Here is an 18922-nt window from a genome sequence, read left to right as displayed (position 1 = left end):
ATGGATAAACGTATTTTCGTTGAGAAAAAAGCTGATTTTCGTGTAAAATCTCAGTCTTTAGTAAAAGAATTAAAGCATAATCTTCAGTTGAAAACTTTGAATGATCTTCGTATTGTTCAGGTTTACGATGTCTTTAATTTGGCAGAGGACTTGTTTGCGCGTGCGGAAAAACACATCTTCTCTGAGCAAGTGACTGATACTGTTTTGGACGAGGCTGCGGTTAAGGCTGATCTTGAGAAGTATGCTTTCTTTGCTATCGAAAGTTTGCCTGGTCAATTTGACCAACGTGCGGCATCTTCACAAGAAGCTTTGCTTTTGCTTGGTAGTTCAAATGATGTAACAGTGAACACAGCACAATTGTACTTGGTTAACAAGGATATTGATGCGAATGAGTTGGAGGCTGTCAAAAACTACCTTTTGAACCCAGTGGATTCTCGTTTCAAAGATATCACTGTTGGTATTGCTAAACAGGATTTCTCTGAGTCTGACAAGACCATTCCAAGCTTGGATTTCTTTGAAACTTATACGGCAGAAGATTTTGCTAAGTATAAGGCTGAGCAAGGATTGGCAATGGAAGTGGATGACCTTCTCTTCATTCAAGATTACTTCAAATCCATTGGACGTGTACCAACTGAGACTGAGTTGAAGGTTTTGGATACTTACTGGTCTGACCACTGCCGTCATACAACTTTCGAGACTGAGTTGAAAAACATTGACTTCTCAGCTTCTAAATTTGAAAAACAATTGCAAGCGACTTATGACAAGTATATTGCCATGCGTGATGAGTTGGGACGTACAGAAAAGCCTCAAACCTTGATGGATATGGCGACTATTTTTGGCCGTTATGAGCGTGCTAATGGTCGTTTGGATGACATGGAAGTGTCTGATGAAATTAATGCCTGCTCAGTTGAAATTGAAGTGGATGTCAATGGTGTGAAAGAACCATGGCTTCTCATGTTCAAGAATGAAACCCACAACCACCCAACTGAAATCGAACCATTTGGTGGAGCGGCTACTTGTATCGGTGGTGCCATTCGTGATCCATTGTCAGGGCGTTCATACGTATACCAAGCTATGCGTATCTCAGGTGCTGGTGATATTACAACACCAATTGCCGAAACTCGCGCTGGTAAATTGCCACAACAAGTGATTTCTAAAACAGCGGCACACGGTTATTCTTCATACGGTAACCAAATTGGTTTGGCAACAACTTATGTTCGTGAATACTTCCACCCAGGTTTCGTTGCTAAGCGTATGGAGCTAGGTGCAGTTGTCGGTGCGGCTCCTAAAGAAAATGTTGTCCGTGAAAAACCTGAAGCAGGTGATGTGATTATCTTGCTTGGTGGTAAGACTGGACGTGACGGTGTCGGTGGTGCGACAGGTTCTTCTAAAGTTCAAACGGTTGAATCTGTTGAAACAGCTGGTGCTGAAGTTCAAAAAGGGAATGCCATCGAAGAACGTAAGATTCAACGTCTTTTCCGTAATGGGGATGTGACACGTCTTATCAAGAAATCAAATGACTTTGGTGCTGGTGGTGTCTGTGTGGCTATTGGTGAATTGGCAGATGGTCTTGAAATTGATCTAGACAAAGTGCCATTGAAATACCAAGGTTTGAACGGTACAGAAATTGCCATCTCTGAATCTCAAGAACGTATGGCCGTAGTGGTTCGTCCAGAAGATGTAGATGCCTTCGTTGCTGAATGTAACAAAGAAAATATTGATGCTGTTGTTGTTGCGACAGTGACTGAAAAACCAAATCTTGTCATGCACTGGAATGGTGAAACCATCGTTGATTTGGAACGTCGTTTCCTTGATACAAACGGTGTACGTGTGGTTGTAGATGCTAAGGTGGTTGACAAGGATGTCAAGCTTCCAGAAGAACGTCAAACATCTGCTGAAACCCTTGAAGCTGATACTCTTGAAGTCTTGGCTGACCTTAACCATGCCAGTCAAAAAGGTTTACAAACCATCTTTGATAGTTCAGTTGGTCGTTCAACAGTCAATCATCCACTCGGTGGTCGCTACCAAATCACACCAACGGAAGCTTCTGTACAGAAATTGCCAGTCCAACATGGCGTGACAACAACTGCTTCTGTTATGGCGCAAGGATTCAACCCTTATGTAGCAGAATGGTCTCCATATCATGGCGCTGCCTATGCAGTAATCGAAGCAACAGCTCGTTTGGTTGCTGCTGGTGCAAACTGGTCTAAGGCTCGCTTCTCTTATCAGGAATACTTCGAGCGTATGGATAAACAAGCGGAGCGCTTTGGTCAACCAGTATCAGCTCTCCTTGGATCAATCGAAGCTCAGATTCAACTTGGTTTGCCATCTATCGGTGGTAAAGACTCTATGTCTGGTACCTTTGAAGAATTGACAGTACCACCAACCTTGGTTGCTTTTGGGGTAACAACTGCAGATAGCCGTAAGGTTCTTTCTCCAGAATTCAAAGCTGCTGGTGAAAATATTTACTACATTCCTGGTCAAGCTTTGGCACAAGAAATTGACTTCAATCTTATCAAGTCTAACTTTGCTCAATTTGAAGCCATCCAAGGTGACCATAAAGTCACATCTGCATCAGCTGTCAAATATGGTGGTGTCGTTGAAGCTCTTGCCCTTGCAACATTTGGTAACCATATTGGTGCCACTGTAACCCTTGAAAATCTTGAGACTGCCTTGACAGCTCAATTGGGTGGATTCGTCTTCACATCTCCGGAAGAGATTTCAGGTGTTGCCAAGATTGGACAAACAGTAGCTGACTTTACACTAACTGTCAATGATGTAACGCTTGATGGACACAAACTTGACAGTGCCTTCCAAGGTAAATTGGAAGAAGTTTACCCAACGGAATTTGCACAAGCAACTGAGTTGGAAGAAGTGCCAGCTGTGGCATCAGATGCTGTGATCAAAGCTAAAGAAACAGTTGAGACACCAGTAGTTTACATTCCAGTATTCCCAGGTACTAACTCTGAGTACGATTCAGCTAAGGCCTTTGAAAAAGAAGGTGCAAAAGTTAACTTGGTACCATTTGTAACACTTAATGAAGAAGCTATTGTCAAGTCTGTTGACACTATGGTTGACAATATCGAAAAAGCTAACATTATCTTCTTTGCAGGTGGCTTCTCAGCAGCGGATGAACCAGATGGATCAGCTAAATTTATCGTTAACATCTTGCTCAATGAAAAAGTACGTGCAGCCATTGATAGCTTCATCGAACGTGGTGGTTTGATTATTGGCATCTGTAACGGATTCCAAGCCCTTGTTAAATCAGGTCTTCTTCCATACGGTAACTTTGAAGATGCAAGCAGCACGAGTCCAACCCTCTTCTACAATGATGCCAACCAACACGTGGCTAAGATGGTTGAAACACGTATTGCCAACACTAACTCACCATGGCTTGCCGGAGTAGAAGTTGGTGACATCCATGCCATCCCAGTATCACACGGTGAAGGTAAATTTGTCGTGACAGATGAGGACTTTGCAGAGCTTCGTGACAATGGTCAAATCTTTACCCAATATGTTGACTTCGAAGGTAAACCAAGCATGGATTCTAAATACAATCCTAACGGATCTGTGAATGCTATCGAAGGTATCACAAGTAAGAACGGTCAAATTATTGGTAAGATGGGTCACTCAGAACGTTTCGAAGACGGTCTCTTCCAAAATATTCCAGGAAATAAAGACCAACACCTCTTTGCGTCAGCGGTTAAATACTTTACTGGAAAATAATAGAGTGCCAAGTGCACTCAGTAATGATATTTTTCAATGTAGCAGTAGTTTTAAAGAGCTTGAAAACTTGAGTTCACATTAGTGAAATGAGCGGCTAGGAACAGTTTTTCGTTTGCATAACATTAGGAAAATATCAAAAATAAAAGGTATAAAAAATGACATACGAAGTTAAATCTCTTAATGAAGAATGTGGTGTTTTTGGTATCTGGGGTCACCCGGATGCTGCCAAATTAACTTATTTCGGACTTCACAGTCTCCAACACCGTGGTCAAGAGGGAGCAGGAATTCTCTCAAATGATGCGGGTCAATTGAAGCGTCATCGTGATATGGGGCTTCTCTCAGAAGTTTTCCGTGATCCAGCCAACTTGGATAAGCTAACTGGAACGGCTGCTATCGGTCATGTTCGTTATGCGACTGCTGGTGAAGCTTCTGTAGACAATATTCAACCATTCATGTTTAAGTTTCACGATGGACAGCTTGGTCTTGCTCATAATGGGAATTTGACTAATGCAGAGTCACTAAGACATGAGTTGGAGAAAAATGGAGCTATCTTAAACTCAACTTCTGACTCAGAAATCTTAGCTCACTTGATTCGCCGTAGCCACAACCCATCATTCATGGGTAAAGTAAAAGAAGCTCTGAGCACTGTTAAAGGTGGATTTGCTTATCTTCTTATGATTGAGGACAAGCTTATTGCAGCTTTGGATCCAAATGGCTTCCGTCCCCTTTCTCTTGGTAAGATGAGCAATGGTGCTATCGTGGTTTCATCTGAAACATGTGCCTTTGAGGGTGTTGGTGCAGAATGGATTCGGGATGTAAATCCAGGTGAGGTTGTTATCATCGATGATAATGGCATCACTTACGATACCTATACAACGGATACGCAATTGGCTGTTTGTTCGATGGAGTATATCTACTTTGCCCGTCCTGATTCAAATATCCAAGGGGTCAATGTCCATACAGCTCGTAAACGTATGGGTGCTCAATTGGCACGTGAGTTCAAACATGAAGCAGATATTGTCGTTGGTGTGCCTAATTCATCACTTAGCGCAGCCATGGGATTTGCGGAAGAATCAGGCTTGCCAAATGAAATGGGCTTGATTAAAAACCAATACACCCAACGTACCTTTATCCAACCAACACAAGAATTGCGTGAGCAAGGGGTTCGTATGAAGCTCTCTGCCGTATCAGGTGTTGTTAAAGGAAAACGTGTGGTTATGATTGACGACTCTATTGTACGTGGGACAACATCACGTCGTATCGTTAATTTGCTAAAAGAAGCAGGAGCAACAGAGGTCCACGTAGCAATCGGTAGCCCAGCCCTTGCCTACCCATGTTTCTACGGTATCGATATTCAAACACGTAAGGAATTGATTGCGGCCAATCATACAGTTGAGGAAACACGCGAAATCATTGGAGCGGATAGCTTGACTTACTTGTCTATTGATGGATTGATTGATTCTATTGGAATTGACACAGATGCACCAAACGGTGGCCTTTGTGTGGCTTACTTTGATGGTAAATATCCAACACCATTGTATGACTACGAAGAACGCTATTTGGAAAGTTTGAAAGAACACACTTCTTTCTATTAAGAGCAGTGCAGAAGAAAAAAGAGGAAAAAATTATGTCTAAAAATGCTTACGCTCCACGTCTCACTACTGACTAAAAGCTAAAGCATTTGTCAGTAGACACTTTGCCCTATGGGGTCAAAGCTAGAGACCTGACTAGTATTTTTAGATAAAAAGATGGTTCATCTAAAAATACGTCGCACTCTTTCTCGAAAAAAGAAAAGGAATAAATAAAATGACAAATAAAAATGCTTACGCTCAATCGGGTGTGGATGTTGAAGCAGGTTATGAAGTTGTTGAACGTATCAAAAAACACGTTGCTCGTACAGAGCGTGCAGGTGTCATGGGAGCTCTCGGTGGCTTCGGTGGTATGTTCGACCTTTCAAAAACAGGTGTCAAAGAGCCTGTTTTGATCTCAGGTACAGATGGTGTCGGTACTAAACTCATGCTTGCTATTAAGTACGACAAACACGATACTATCGGTCAAGACTGTGTTGCTATGTGTGTTAACGATATCATCGCCGCAGGTGCTGAGCCCCTTTACTTCCTTGACTACGTAGCAACTGGTAAAAATGAACCAGCTAAATTGGAGCAGGTCGTTGCTGGTGTTGCTGAAGGTTGTGTGCAAGCTGGTGCAGCCCTTATTGGTGGTGAAACTGCTGAAATGCCTGGTATGTATGGTGAAGACGACTATGATTTGGCAGGTTTCGCGGTAGGTATCGCAGAAAAATCTCAAATCATCGACGGCTCAAAAGTAGCTGAAGGTGACGTGCTTCTTGGACTTGCTTCAAGTGGTATCCATTCAAATGGTTACTCACTCGTGCGTCGTGTCTTTGCTGATTACACAGGTGAAGAAGTTCTTCCAGAACTTGAAGGCAAAAAACTTAAAGACGTTCTTCTTGAACCAACTCGTATCTACGTCAAAGCAGCTTTGCCACTCATCAAAGAAGAATTGGTTAACGGTATTGCTCACATCACAGGTGGTGGTTTCATCGAAAATGTACCACGTATGTTCTCAGATGACTTGGCTGCTGAAATTGATGAAAGCAAAGTGCCAGTTCTTCCAATTTTCAAAGCCCTTGAAAAATATGGTGAAATCAAACATGAAGAAATGTTTGAAATCTTCAACATGGGTATTGGTCTCATGCTTGCGGTTAAACCAGAAAATGTTGAACGTGTCAAAGAACTTCTTGACGAACCTGTTTATGAAATTGGTCGTATTGTGAAGAAAGATGGCGCAAGTGTGGTGATAAAATAATGGTGAAATCACCATTTTATACGGAGAAATTGTAGAAAGGAGTGTTTAGTTAGCAAGCCTAACTGAACACGGGACTCATTTTCTAGGAAAAAAGAGAAATCATTGCTGGGTGCTTGCACACAAAATGATTTCCTATTTTTCTACGAAACTGTTCGGCTAGCCGAAACGTCCCTTTATATCGAATATGAAAATTGCTGTTTTTGCCTCTGGCAATGGCTCAAACTTTCAGGTGATTGCTGAACAATTTCCGGTAGAATTTGTTTTTTCCGATCACCGTGATGCCTATGTCTTAGAACGGGCCAAAAACCTTGGCGTGGTGAGCCATGCCTTTGAACTCAAGGAATTTGACAATAAAGTGGATTATGAAGAAGCTATCGTCAAACTCTTGGATGAACACCAGATAGATTTGGTTTGCTTGGCCGGTTATATGAAAATCGTCGGTCCAACCTTGCTGGCAGCTTATGAGGGCCGTATCATCAATATTCACCCGGCATATCTCCCTGAATTTCCAGGTGCTCATGGTATTGAGGATGCTTGGAATGCAGGTGTTGACCGGTCTGGTGTGACCATTCATTGGGTGGATTCTGGCGTTGATACCGGTAAGGTCATCAAACAAGTCCGTGTGCCACGCCTTGAAGGTGATACCCTTGATACTTTCGAAACTCGCATCCACGAAACAGAGTACAAGCTCTATCCAGAAGTGTTGGATAGTTTGGGAGTTGCACGAAAATAAGAAAGCCCTAGAGCTGAAAGATAATTTTCGACTGTAGCAGATAAAGAACTTTTTTAAAAAAAGGAAAAGAAAGAAAATGACTAAACGAGCACTTATTTCAGTCTCAGACAAAGCGGGCATTGTTGAATTTGCCCAAGAACTCAAAAAACTAGGTTGGGACATCATCTCAACAGGTGGTACTAAAGTCGCCCTTGACAATGCTGGGGTAGACACTATCGCCATCGACGATGTGACTGGTTTCCCAGAAATGATGGACGGTCGTGTGAAGACTCTCCACCCAAATATCCACGGTGGTCTCCTCGCTCGTCGTGACCTCGATAGCCACCTTCAAGCGGCCAAGGACAATAATATCGAACTTATCGACCTTGTTGTGGTAAACCTTTACCCATTCAAGGAAACGATTCTTAAACCAGACGTGACTTACGCTGATGCGGTTGAAAATATCGATATTGGTGGTCCGTCTATGCTTCGTTCAGCAGCTAAAAACCACGCTAGCGTAACAGTTGTGGTAGACCCTGCTGACTATGCTGTTGTTCTTGACGAATTGTCAGCGAACGGCGAAACAAGCTACGAAACTCGCCAACGTTTGGCAGCAAAAGTATACCGTCATACAGCTTCATACGACGCTTTGATTGCAGAATACTTCACAGCTCAAGTGGGTGAAACAAAACCTGAAAAACTCACTTTGACTTATGACCTTAAGCAACCAATGCGTTACGGTGAAAACCCTCAACAAGACGCAGACTTCTACCAAAAAGGTTTGCCAACAGCTTACTCAATTGCTTCAGCTAAACAACTTAACGGTAAAGAATTGTCATTCAACAATATCCGTGATGCTGATGCCGCTATCCGTATCATCCGTGATTTCAAAGACCGTCCAACAGTTGTGGCTCTCAAACACATGAACCCATGTGGTATCGGTCAAGCTGACGACATCGAAACAGCTTGGGACTATGCTTATGAAGCTGACCCAGTATCAATCTTTGGTGGAATCGTAGTCCTCAACCGTGAAGTTGACGCTGCGACAGCTAAGAAAATGCATGGTGTCTTCCTTGAAATCATCATTGCACCAAGCTACACAGACGAAGCGCTTGAAATCTTGACAACTAAGAAGAAAAACTTGCGTATCCTTGAGTTGCCATTTGACGCTCAAGATGCTAGCGAAGTGGAAGCAGAATACACTGGTGTTGTTGGTGGTCTCCTCGTTCAAAACCAAGACGTTGTTAAAGAAAGTCCAGCTGACTGGCAAGTGGTTACTAAACGCCAACCAACTGAGACAGAAACGACAGCTCTTGAGTTTGCTTGGAAAGCTATCAAGTACGTCAAATCAAACGGTATCATTGTGACTAACGACCACATGACACTTGGTGTTGGCCCAGGTCAAACCAACCGTGTGGCTTCAGTTCGTATCGCCATTGACCAAGCTAAAGACCGTCTTGATGGTGCTGTTCTTGCTTCAGATGCCTTCTTCCCATTTGCAGATAACGTGGAAGAAATCGCTAAAGCAGGTATTAAAGCAATCATCCAACCGGGTGGATCAGTACGTGACCAAGAGTCAATCGAGGCGGCTGATAAACATGGTTTGACAATGATCTTTACAGAAGTTCGTCATTTCCGTCATTAAGAATTTACAAAGCATCCAAGAAATTGGATGTTTTGTAAATCCCTTAAGTTTCCTTTAAGCTACCCAAGTTATACTAATACCATCCTAAAAAACTTTTCTTTTTCATAAATCTCCTAAGAGCTCAGCACCCGCTGGGCTTTTTTATTTCAGAGTATCAAAAAAACAACCGTTCTCACGATTGTTCAATAGATTTAAACCTTTTCAAGGACAGACTGGGTTACCCAAGTCTTGCGATTTCCGATTTGGACGAGGACGCCATCGCTAGGTGGGTCAATCGCTAGCACCTTGAAGTTACCTGGAATAGTAAAGGTCTCACCAGGATTGAGGTACTGGTCTGAAGTTGGATTGCCTTGACCATCAACTTCAAGAACGGGTCCAGGATCAACGACATTGTGTTTGGTTGGTGTACCTCCAGCTAAATCTTGGCTGGTGATGGTATTTCCTGACACAGACGTGACACGGAATGTTCCTGTGAAGCGCACTGTATCACCAACTTTGATAGAAGAGTTAGTAGAATTTCCATTTTGAGCTCCTGGTTCGAGGTCTTTAAAATGGATATAGCCAGATACTTGACTCTTATGGAAGGTACGTTTGTGGTATTTCTCAGGTCCTTGTCCCACATCGTAGTTGTACTCCTCAATAGTGACCTGATCGCCTTGAACATCAGCAACCCAAGCCACATGTCCCATGTGACCGGCCCCATTGACACCAGCTGAGAACCAGGCAATGCTACCGACGGCAGGATTCATGTCAACACGGTAACCATTGGAACGTGCGATGCTGCCCCAAGTGATAGCGTTTCCATAGCCTGCAGGTAGGTTGAAACCATTGGTATTACTGAGTCGATAGGCTGCAAAGGATGTACACTGACGCCAGTACATGGTCCAAGGATCTACGCCGAAGCCACCATATTTCCAAGAGGAAGGATAGTCATCTCCGAGAACAGCCGCCTGTGCAGAGGAACCACACGAAACCGATACAGTCGCTAGACAAGCTAGCGGTAAAAGACAATTAAGTAATTTTTTCTTCATTTTAACCTCCACCTACCTATTCGCAGTTTTTTTGAGAAAATAGAAAAATTTATCTTTTTTTCAAAAAATATATACATTAAAATTCTGACTTGTTGGAGAAGGCAAATCATCGAGATAAGAGTAAATTGTTTAGTTTATTTTTGGGCTCTGATTGTTTCAACTGGGTAAATACTGGTGATGACGAAGACGAGATATTCAAATAAATCCTATTAAGTAGATTTAGGTGTTAGAGGGTGTAGCATAGTACCAGACTGATAATATGATATTCCTTGAGGAGGTTAAGGATGAATATGACTTACAAGTTATAAAGGCACACTATCTAACGTAATTGTCGCAAAGAGGATGGTTTCAAATCATTGACTAGCAATGGAATTTTTGGAGGTAATAAGGTTTTAGTTCTAAAGAAGGTATATCAAGTTATTATAAAATAGTGAGTTTAAGCCTCCCTTAAGCTGCTCAGGATATACTATCATCAATCCTAAATAACTTTTTTCATTTTCATAATCTCCCAAGAGGCGGTCCAAGTGGCCGCCTTTTTTATGTCCAAATTTGGATACACACCCATATCTCCGAACAAATATGTTATAATGGTTATGTATAATTCGTGAAAATTGCTAATTTTTCCGAATGATTGTCGTTAACGGGCATTTGCCCCTAGTCTTATTTGATATTGAGGTATCTTTCAAATGAAACTTTTGGTTGTTGGTTCTGGTGGTCGTGAACATGCGATTGCCAAGAAATTATTGGAGTCTAAGGACGTTGAGCAAGTTTTCGTGGCTCCTGGTAATGACGGGATGACACTGGACGGTCTTGATTTGATCAATATCGGAATTTCCGAACATTCTAAGCTGATTGACTTCGCAAAAGCGAACGATATTGCTTGGACCTTTATCGGTCCAGATGATGCCCTTGCAGCTGGTATCGTGGATGATTTCAATGCAGCCGGTCTGAAGGCATTTGGTCCTACCAAGGCTGCGGCTGAGCTTGAGTGGTCTAAGGATTTTGCTAAGGAAATCATGGTCAAGTACGACGTTCCGACAGCAGCCTATGGCACATTTTCAGATTTCGAGAAAGCCAAGGCCTACATCGAGGAAAAAGGCGCTCCAATCGTCGTCAAAGCAGACGGCTTAGCCCTAGGTAAAGGTGTCGTCGTTGCTGAAACGGTTGAGCAAGCCGTCGAAGCTGCTCACGAGATGCTTTTAGACAATAAATTCGGTGATTCAGGTGCGCGTGTGGTCATCGAGGAATTCCTTGACGGGGAAGAGTTCTCTCTCTTTGCCTTTGTCAATGGGGACAAGTTCTACATCATGCCAACGGCTCAGGACCACAAACGCGCATATGATGGCGACAAGGGTCCTAACACTGGTGGGATGGGTGCCTATGCGCCAGTTCCTCACTTGCCACAGAGCGTGGTTGACACAGCAGTTGACACTATTGTCAAGCCAGTTCTTGAAGGCATGATCAAAGAAGGTCGTCCTTACACTGGTGTCCTTTACGCGGGACTTATCTTGACAGCTGACGGACCTAAAGTCATCGAGTTCAATTCACGTTTCGGTGATCCTGAAACGCAAATCATCTTGCCTCGTTTGACATCTGACTTTGCGCAAAATATCACGGACATTTTGGATAGTAAAGAACCAGCTATCACTTGGACGGACAAGGGGGTGACACTAGGCGTGGTTGTAGCCTCAAATGGGTACCCACTCGCTTATGAGAAGGGTGTCAAACTTCCAGCCAAGACAGTGGGCGACATCATCACTTACTATGCCGGTGCTAAATTCGCTGAAAATGGCCAAGACCTCCTCTCAAACGGAGGACGTGTCTACATGCTTGTCACAACAGCAGACACCGTCAAAGACGGCCAAAACATCATCTACAACGAACTCAACAAACAAAACACAGAAGGCCTCTTCTATCGAAATGATATCGGTAGTAAGGCTAATAAATAAAACTCTTCGAAAACCTTCGATTGACTGTGTTAAAGCTCCTTGATGAACTTTAGTTCTATCTTCGTCGCTTTGCCTTGTCACTCTATGATTTTCTTTGAGTTTTCGAATATCAATGCTATTTTAGGCGACGAAGTCGCCAATCCGATAATGGTCGCCGTGGTGAAAAGACCAGAACAGTTACTGTTCTGGTCGGGGGAAACTTTGAGACCTTAGGCTCAAAGTTTAGAAATGAAACCGAAGGTTTGCTTCCGTCCCCACCACCTAAGACCATTATCAAAAGAAGAAAAAGGAAAAATTATGACTAAACCAGTAATTTCCATTATCATGGGCTCAAAATCCGACTGGGCAACCATGCAAAAAGCCGCTGAAGTCCTCGACAACTTCGGTGTCGCTTACGAAAAGAAAGTTGTTTCCGCACACCGTACACCGGACCTCATGTTCAAACATGCCGAAGAAGCACGTAGCCGTGGCATTAAGGTCATCATCGCGGGTGCAGGTGGCGCTGCTCACTTGCCAGGTATGGTTGCTGCCAAAACAACCCTTCCAGTCATTGGTGTGCCGGTCAAATCACGTGCTCTTAGCGGTGTGGATTCGCTCTATTCTATCGTTCAGATGCCTGGTGGTGTACCTGTCGCAACCATGGCTATCGGTGAAGCTGGTGCGACTAATGCAGCCCTCTTTGCCCTCCGTCTCCTCTCAGTAGAAGACAAGGCCATTGCGGATGCGCTTGCTAATTTTGCTGAAGAACAAGGAAAAATCGCAGAGGAGTCTACAAATGAGCTCAACTAAAACCATTGGTATCATCGGTGGTGGCCAGCTCGGTCAGATGATGGCTATTTCAGCTATCTATATGGGTCACAAGGTTATCACCCTTGATCCTGCAGCAGATTGTCCATCTTCTCGTGTGTCTGAGGTTATCGTGGCACCCTACGATGACGTAGATGCCCTTCGTCAGTTGGCAGACAGCTGTGATGTTCTCACTTATGAGTTTGAAAATGTTGACGCTGACGGCCTTGACGCTGTTATCAAAGATGGTCAACTTCCACAAGGAACAGACCTGCTTCGCATTTCACAAAACCGTATTTTTGAGAAGGACTTTCTCTCAAACAAGGCTAAAGTAACCGTTGCTCCTTACAAAGTCGTGACATCTAGCCTTGATTTGGAAGATATTGACCTTTCTAAAAAATACGTCCTCAAGACTGCGACAGGTGGTTACGATGGCCACGGTCAAAAAGTCATCACGTCAGCTGACGATTTGGAAGAGGCAAATGCCCTTGCTAATTCAGCTGAGTGTGTCTTGGAAGAGTTCGTCAACTTCGACCTTGAAATTTCAGTCATCGTGTCTGGTAATGGCAAGGATGTGACGGTTTTTCCAGTTCAGGAAAATATCCACCGCAATAACATCCTTTCTAAAACCATCGTGCCCGCTCGCATTTCTGATAGTCTAGCTGAGAAAGCTAAAGCTATGGCTATGAAGATTGCTGAGCAGCTTAATCTCTCTGGTACTCTCTGTGTGGAAATGTTTGCGACAGCTGATGACATCATCGTCAACGAAATCGCACCACGTCCACACAATTCAGGTCACTACTCAATCGAAGCTTGCGATTTTTCACAGTTTGATACGCATATCCTGGGCGTTCTCGGAGCGCCACTTCCAGCAATCCACCTCCATGCGCCAGCTGTCATGCTCAATGTCCTCGGGCAACACGTCGAAGCAGCTGAGCGTTATGTCACAGAAAATCCAAGCGCCCACCTCCACATGTATGGTAAACTAGAAGCGAAGCACAACCGCAAAATGGGACATGTGACTTTGTTTAGTGATGAACTAGATAGTGTGGTTGAGTTCGGGAAAGGAATTGATTTTTAGGTGAAAATAGCAATCCTAGGACTCGGAGTCATTGGAACGACTTATGCCTATGCTTTTCAAAAAGCAGGTCATCAAGTAGAGCATGTCCTTAGAGACAGTAAGCGGAACAATGCTCCCAAATCCCTCTCGGTTGATTTGCTAGATGGTCGCTATCATTCCAAAGGTGAGAACAAGCATGATACCTATGAGGTTCATGTGGCGGAAGCTGATTCGGAATATGATTTTATTTTTCTCAGTGTGCGTCATGGTTTTGTCAAAGAAGCCGTGGAAACCTTGCGAAAAAATAATATCAAAGGCACCCTTGTTTTCTTCTGTAATTTCTGGGATACTCGAAAAGAGGTCCAAGAGTGGGCAGGAGATTACGACTATATTCTAGCCTTTCCGACAGCGGGTGGTCACATGCAGGAACACCATTTGGATGGTGTCTTGTTTGACCATTTAATGCTCGAAGGTGAGCAAAAAGCACACATTTCTAACTATTCTGATTTGACGACTTTGCTGACTTCTGCAGATTTGAAGTGGGAAGTACCTCATGATATGATCGAGTGGATTTGGATTCATATGGCGATTAACGCAGGGGTCACTTCGACAGCTGCTCGTTCAGGAAATCTGGAAAATCCAGAAGAATTGGCTCTGAACTTGATGAATAGTTCTTCGGAATTGTCATTGGCTATCAAGGCCATTCGAGAGGCTTTGAAAGTCGTAGAAGCGCGTGGTGTGAATTTGAAACTTTACAAAGCCGAACTCTTGCCCTACAAAATTCCCGCTTGGATTGCAGGAAAAGCCATGAAAATCATGTTTGCGAAAAATGAGCTGACACGAAAAATCATGACCTTACACAATGATAAACAGGACATCTTCTATTGTTGTCAAAGTGTCTATCAGACCGGTCAGGAATTAGGTGTTGAAATGCCCATTCTTGAAGCAAATATGAAGAGAATTTCGATTTAGGAGATTTTATGATTCAACTCATCGTCAACGCATTTGTTGAAAAAGATAAGACTGGAGCAGTCGTCGAAGTCTTGTATGCTAGTAGCAATCACGAAAAAGTGAGAGCTAAGTATGAAGAGTTGGTTGCTCAATATCCTGAAAACTATTTAGCTATCTATGATTTGCCGATGGATACTGATTTGAATAAACTAGATCACTATCCATCAGTGTGGATTGGGAAAGAGGAATTTGAATAAAGCGACAGTTGGTTGCTAACTGATGTAAAACATCAAAAGAAAGGAAAATAAAAACATGATCGAACGTTACTCTCGCCCTGAGATGGCGAACATTTGGACTGAAGAAAATAAATACCGTGCTTGGCTTGAGGTGGAAATCTTGGCTGACGAAGCATGGGCTGAATTGGGAGAAATCCCTAAGGAAGATGTGGCTTTGATTCGTGAAAAAGCGGATTTTGACATCGACCGTATTCTTGAAATCGAGCAGCAAACTCGTCATGATGTGGTTGCCTTCACACGTGCGGTTTCTGAAACGCTTGGTGAAGAGCGTAAGTGGGTTCACTATGGGTTGACTTCTACTGACGTGGTAGATACTGCCTATGGTTACCTCTACAAACAAGCCAACGACATCATCCGCAAGGACCTTGAAAACTTCCTCAATATCATCGCTGATAAAGCGAAAGAACACAAGTTCACTATCATGATGGGTCGTACCCACGGTGTGCATGCTGAACCTACAACTTTTGGTCTTAAATTGGCCACTTGGTACAGCGAAATGAAACGTAACATTGAGCGTTTCGAGCATGCGGCTGCTGGTGTGGAAGCTGGTAAGATTTCTGGTGCGGTTGGTAACTTTGCCAACATCCCACCATTCGTTGAAAAATACGTCTGCGACAAACTTGGTATCCGTGCTCAAGAAATCTCTACACAGGTTCTTCCTCGTGACCTTCATGCTGAGTACTTTGCAGTTCTTGCTAGCATCGCAACTTCTATCGAGCGTATGGCAACTGAAATTCGTGGTCTTCAAAAATCTGAACAACGTGAAGTGGAAGAGTTCTTTGCTAAAGGTCAAAAAGGGTCTTCAGCAATGCCACACAAACGTAACCCTATCGGTTCTGAAAATATGACAGGTCTTGCGCGTGTTATCCGTGGTCACATGGTAACAGCTTATGAAAACGTAGCCCTTTGGCACGAACGTGATATCTCTCACTCATCAGCTGAGCGTATCATCGCACCAGATACAACTATCTTGATTGACTACATGCTCAACCGTTTCGGAAACATCGTTAAGAACTTGACAGTCTTCCCAGAAAACATGATCCGCAACATGAACTCTACATTTGGTTTGATCTTCAGCCAACGTGCGATGCTTACTTTGATTGAAAAAGGCATGACACGTGAGCAAGCTTACGACCTTGTTCAACCTAAGACAGCCCAATCATGGGATAACCAAGTAGACTTCAAACCACTTCTTGAATCAGATCCAGAAGTAACATCACGCCTCACTCAAGAAGAAATCGACGAAATCTTCAACCCTGTTTACTACACTAAACGTGTTGATGAAATCTTCGAACGCATCGGTTTGGGTGACTAATCTAAACAAAATAACAGAAAGCAGGTTTGCCCTGCTTTTTTTGATGGTGACATTTATGTCACTAGTTTTGTTTCCTTTTCAGCCTTATAATAGGGTCATCGCAAGAAAACTATCAGAAAGGAGAAGTTAGTAATCTTAAAAGGACGACTTAACTATTTACCGGAACTTAGCCTCTTAATAGTAAGCATTGCTTATAATATCATCCGCATCATGAATGATCTTGGAAGTATCAAAGCCCCCTCTTGGTTTTTAGATAAGGATATTCCTAGTGGTTCCTTACTATTACTTATTTTGCTTATTATTTTAAAAAGTGATAAAAATAATAATCTCTTAAGCTACTTTTAAGTTTATTAAGATATATTATAACCATCCTAGTAAGGCAGCTAGCTTTTGTGAGCTAGAGGTAACATAATTTTTTTCATAACAAATCTCCCCGAAGAAAGTCTAGAAATCTAGGCTTTTTTCTTCTTTTTTGAGGTTTTATTAGGGTATTTTAAGAAATTGCTTGAAAACCCTTCCAAAACAAGGTAATATAGTTATATAAAGATTCTATTGGACAAGCGGTCACCTTGGAGGATTAGGAAGAAGAGGTTGGGAAGCCTGTACAATCGTATCTTTTCAGCGGTCTTTGGACTGCTGTGAAAATCCCTTAGGGGATTTTTTTCTGCGATTTAAGGTTTTTTTAAGGAATGCAGGTTATACTTTAAGTCTCCTAAATAACTTTTACTGAACGCCGTTCAGTAAGTCTCGTTGGCTTACACTTTTTGTAGAACAACGAACTTTTCTTTTTCATAATCTCCAAAAGAGCTCAACACGCTGTGTTGGGTTCTTTTTTTGGCAATTAAAAAAACGCCCTTAGGCGTTTTAAATATAGCTTACATCTCGTCTGGAGCTTCAACACCGAGAAGGCGAAGGGCTTCTTTGAGAACTGTTGCTGTTGCGTAGCAAAGAGCCAAACGGCTGTCACGTTCTGGACTTTCGTCCAAGATACGTGTGTGCGCATAGTATTTGTTAAATGCTTGAGCCAAGCTGATAGCAAATTTAGCAACGATAGATGGCTCAAAGTTGTCTGATGCACGGTTGATGATACGTGGGAAGTCTTGGATGAGTTTGATGATTTCCCAGCTTTCAACGTCGTTTAGGCTGTATGTAGCATCTGCAGATGGCGTGAAGTTAGCCTTGCGCAAGATAGATTGGATACGAGCGTGTGCATATTGAACGTAAGGTCCAGTTTCTCCCTCGAAGGATACCATGGCATCAAGGTCGAAGTCGTAACCATTCATACGATCTGTTTTAAGGTCGTAGAACTTGATAGCTCCGACACCTACAGCATGAGCAACAGCTTCCTTGTTAGGCAAGTTTGGATTCTTAGCTTCGATTTGAGCTTGGGCACGGTTAACAGCTTCAGCAATAGTTGGCTCAAGCAAGATAACGTTACCCTTACGAGTTGACAATTTCTTACCGTTCTTAGTTACAAGACCAAAGGCAACGTGAGTCATGTCGTCAGACCAGTCGTAGCCCATTTCTTTAAGAACAGCTTTCAACTGTTTGAAGTGGGCAGATTGTTCATTACCAACCACATAGATGGCTTTGGCAAAGTCGTAAGTACGTTTACGGTAGAGGGCAGCAGCCAAGTCACGTGTGATGTAGAGTGTCGCACCATCTGATTTTTTGATGAGGGCTGGGTGTTCGATACCGTATTTTTCAAGGTTAACCACTTGGGCACCTTGAGATTCTTGGAGAAGTCCTTTTTGTGTCAATATGTCAACGACTTCATCCATCTTATCATTGTAGAAGGCTTCACCGTTGTAGCTATCAAAAGAAACACCGAGTTCATCGTAGAGACGGTTGAATTCCACCAAGCTTTCGTCACGGAACCATTGCCAGAGGGCAGTTGCTTCCTCGTCACCAGCTTCCAATTTGCGGAACCATTCACGAGCTTCTTCGTCTACAGATGGGTCTTCTTCAGCTTCGGCATTGATACGCACATAAAGTTGAAGGAGTTCGTTGATAGGGTTAGCTTTGACAGCTTCCTCGCTACCCCATTTCTTATAGGCGACAATCAGCATACCAAACTGTTTACCCCAGTCACCCAAGTGGTTGATACGGACTGGTTTGTAGCCTTGTTTAGCTACGATGTTGGCCAGAGCATCAGCGATAACTGTTGAACGCAAGTGACCGATAGAGAAAGGTTTAGCAATGTTAGGACTAGACATATCAAAGGCAATATTACGTCCGTGACCGATGTTTTGGTCAGCGTAGTGGCTACCTTGAGCGATGACTTGTCCAAGAACGTCCGCTGAGATTTTTGATTTATCAAGGAAGAAGTTGATGTAAGGACCAACAGCTTCAACCTTTTCAAAGTTTGAGGCATCGATTTTTTCAGCGATGTCTGCTGCAATCATTTGAGGAGCCTTGCGCAAGACTTTAGCCAATGAGAAGGCAGGAAAGGCGAGGTCTCCCATATCAGCATTTTTAGGGGTTTCAAGCAGATTTTGAATGTTTTCTTGTTCCAATTCGGGAACAACTTTGGCAATTTCTGCTGCAATGAGTTCTTTAGTATTCATAGGTACTCCATTTCAAATCTTGTCATTCATACCTATTTTACCATTATTTTAGTTA

13 protein-coding genes are annotated in these 18922 nt (G+C 43.0%); 11 read left to right on the top strand and 2 right to left on the bottom strand.

The annotated features are described in order from the left end of the window. The 5 genes from ADH51_RS01590 to purH all read left to right on the top strand — a co-directional run bounded on the left by ADH51_RS01590 (window position 1) and on the right by purH (window position 8912). Window positions 1-3726, top strand: a complete 3726-nt coding sequence (locus ADH51_RS01590; protein ID WP_048674028.1) for a phosphoribosylformylglycinamidine synthase — start codon at window positions 1-3, stop codon at window positions 3724-3726. A gap of 155 nt (window positions 3727-3881) precedes the next feature. Beyond that, window positions 3882-5321, top strand: coding sequence for an amidophosphoribosyltransferase (purF, locus tag ADH51_RS01585; protein WP_004181972.1), 1440 nt, complete (start codon window positions 3882-3884; stop codon window positions 5319-5321). A 211-nt stretch (window positions 5322-5532) separates the two neighbouring features. Then, complete coding sequence (purM, locus tag ADH51_RS01580; RefSeq protein ID WP_013989890.1) at window positions 5533-6555, top strand: phosphoribosylformylglycinamidine cyclo-ligase; 1023 nt, start codon at window positions 5533-5535, stop codon at window positions 6553-6555. A gap of 184 nt (window positions 6556-6739) precedes the next feature. Continuing rightward, window positions 6740-7288: a phosphoribosylglycinamide formyltransferase gene (gene purN / locus ADH51_RS01575; protein WP_048674027.1), complete on the top strand. Its 549-nt coding sequence runs from the start codon at window positions 6740-6742 to the stop codon at window positions 7286-7288. A gap of 76 nt (window positions 7289-7364) precedes the next feature. Further along, on the top strand, window positions 7365-8912 hold the full coding sequence (gene purH / locus ADH51_RS01570; protein WP_048674025.1) for a bifunctional phosphoribosylaminoimidazolecarboxamide formyltransferase/IMP cyclohydrolase: 1548 nt from the start codon (window positions 7365-7367) through the stop codon (window positions 8910-8912). 191 nt (window positions 8913-9103) lie between these two features. Here the strand turns inward: purH and ADH51_RS01565 are convergent, their stop codons facing one another. Then, a complete protein-coding gene (locus ADH51_RS01565; protein ID WP_048674023.1) occupies window positions 9104-9943 on the bottom strand; it encodes a CHAP domain-containing protein in 840 nt (279 codons plus the stop codon). 686 nt (window positions 9944-10629) lie between these two features. Here ADH51_RS01565 and purD point away from each other — a divergent pair. The 6 genes from purD to purB all read left to right on the top strand — a co-directional run bounded on the left by purD (window position 10630) and on the right by purB (window position 16300). Then, on the top strand, window positions 10630-11892 hold the full coding sequence (gene purD / locus ADH51_RS01560; RefSeq protein WP_048674021.1) for a phosphoribosylamine--glycine ligase: 1263 nt from the start codon (window positions 10630-10632) through the stop codon (window positions 11890-11892). A 297-nt stretch (window positions 11893-12189) separates the two neighbouring features. Beyond that, window positions 12190-12681, top strand: coding sequence for a 5-(carboxyamino)imidazole ribonucleotide mutase (gene purE / locus ADH51_RS01555; RefSeq protein WP_006150912.1), 492 nt, complete (start codon window positions 12190-12192; stop codon window positions 12679-12681). Continuing rightward, complete coding sequence (purK, locus tag ADH51_RS01550) at window positions 12668-13759, top strand: 5-(carboxyamino)imidazole ribonucleotide synthase (RefSeq protein WP_048674019.1); 1092 nt, start codon at window positions 12668-12670, stop codon at window positions 13757-13759. The genes purE and purK overlap by 14 nt, the downstream gene beginning before the upstream one ends. Then, window positions 13760-14710 (top strand): ketopantoate reductase family protein, encoded by a 951-nt coding sequence (locus ADH51_RS01545; protein ID WP_048674017.1) that lies wholly within the window; start codon window positions 13760-13762, stop codon window positions 14708-14710. An 8-nt stretch (window positions 14711-14718) separates the two neighbouring features. Beyond that, entirely contained in the window at window positions 14719-14946 is a 228-nt protein-coding gene (locus tag ADH51_RS01540) for a hypothetical protein (protein WP_004181931.1), read from the top strand. Window positions 14947-15001: 55 nt separating this feature from the next. Further along, a complete protein-coding gene (gene purB / locus ADH51_RS01535; protein WP_002886310.1) occupies window positions 15002-16300 on the top strand; it encodes an adenylosuccinate lyase in 1299 nt (432 codons plus the stop codon). A gap of 875 nt (window positions 16301-17175) precedes the next feature. Here the strand turns inward: purB and argS are convergent. Then, on the bottom strand, window positions 17176-18867 hold the full coding sequence (argS, locus tag ADH51_RS01530; RefSeq protein WP_048674015.1) for an arginine--tRNA ligase: 1692 nt from the start codon (window positions 18865-18867) through the stop codon (window positions 17176-17178). Window positions 18868-18922 lie beyond the last annotated feature (55 nt).

Source organism: Streptococcus sp. 449_SSPC (assembly GCF_001073005.1).
Lineage (GTDB): Bacteria > Bacillota > Bacilli > Lactobacillales > Streptococcaceae > Streptococcus > Streptococcus salivarius_F.
Note: the sequence above shows the minus strand (reverse complement) of the source record. Positions and strands in the feature narration are given on the sequence as shown.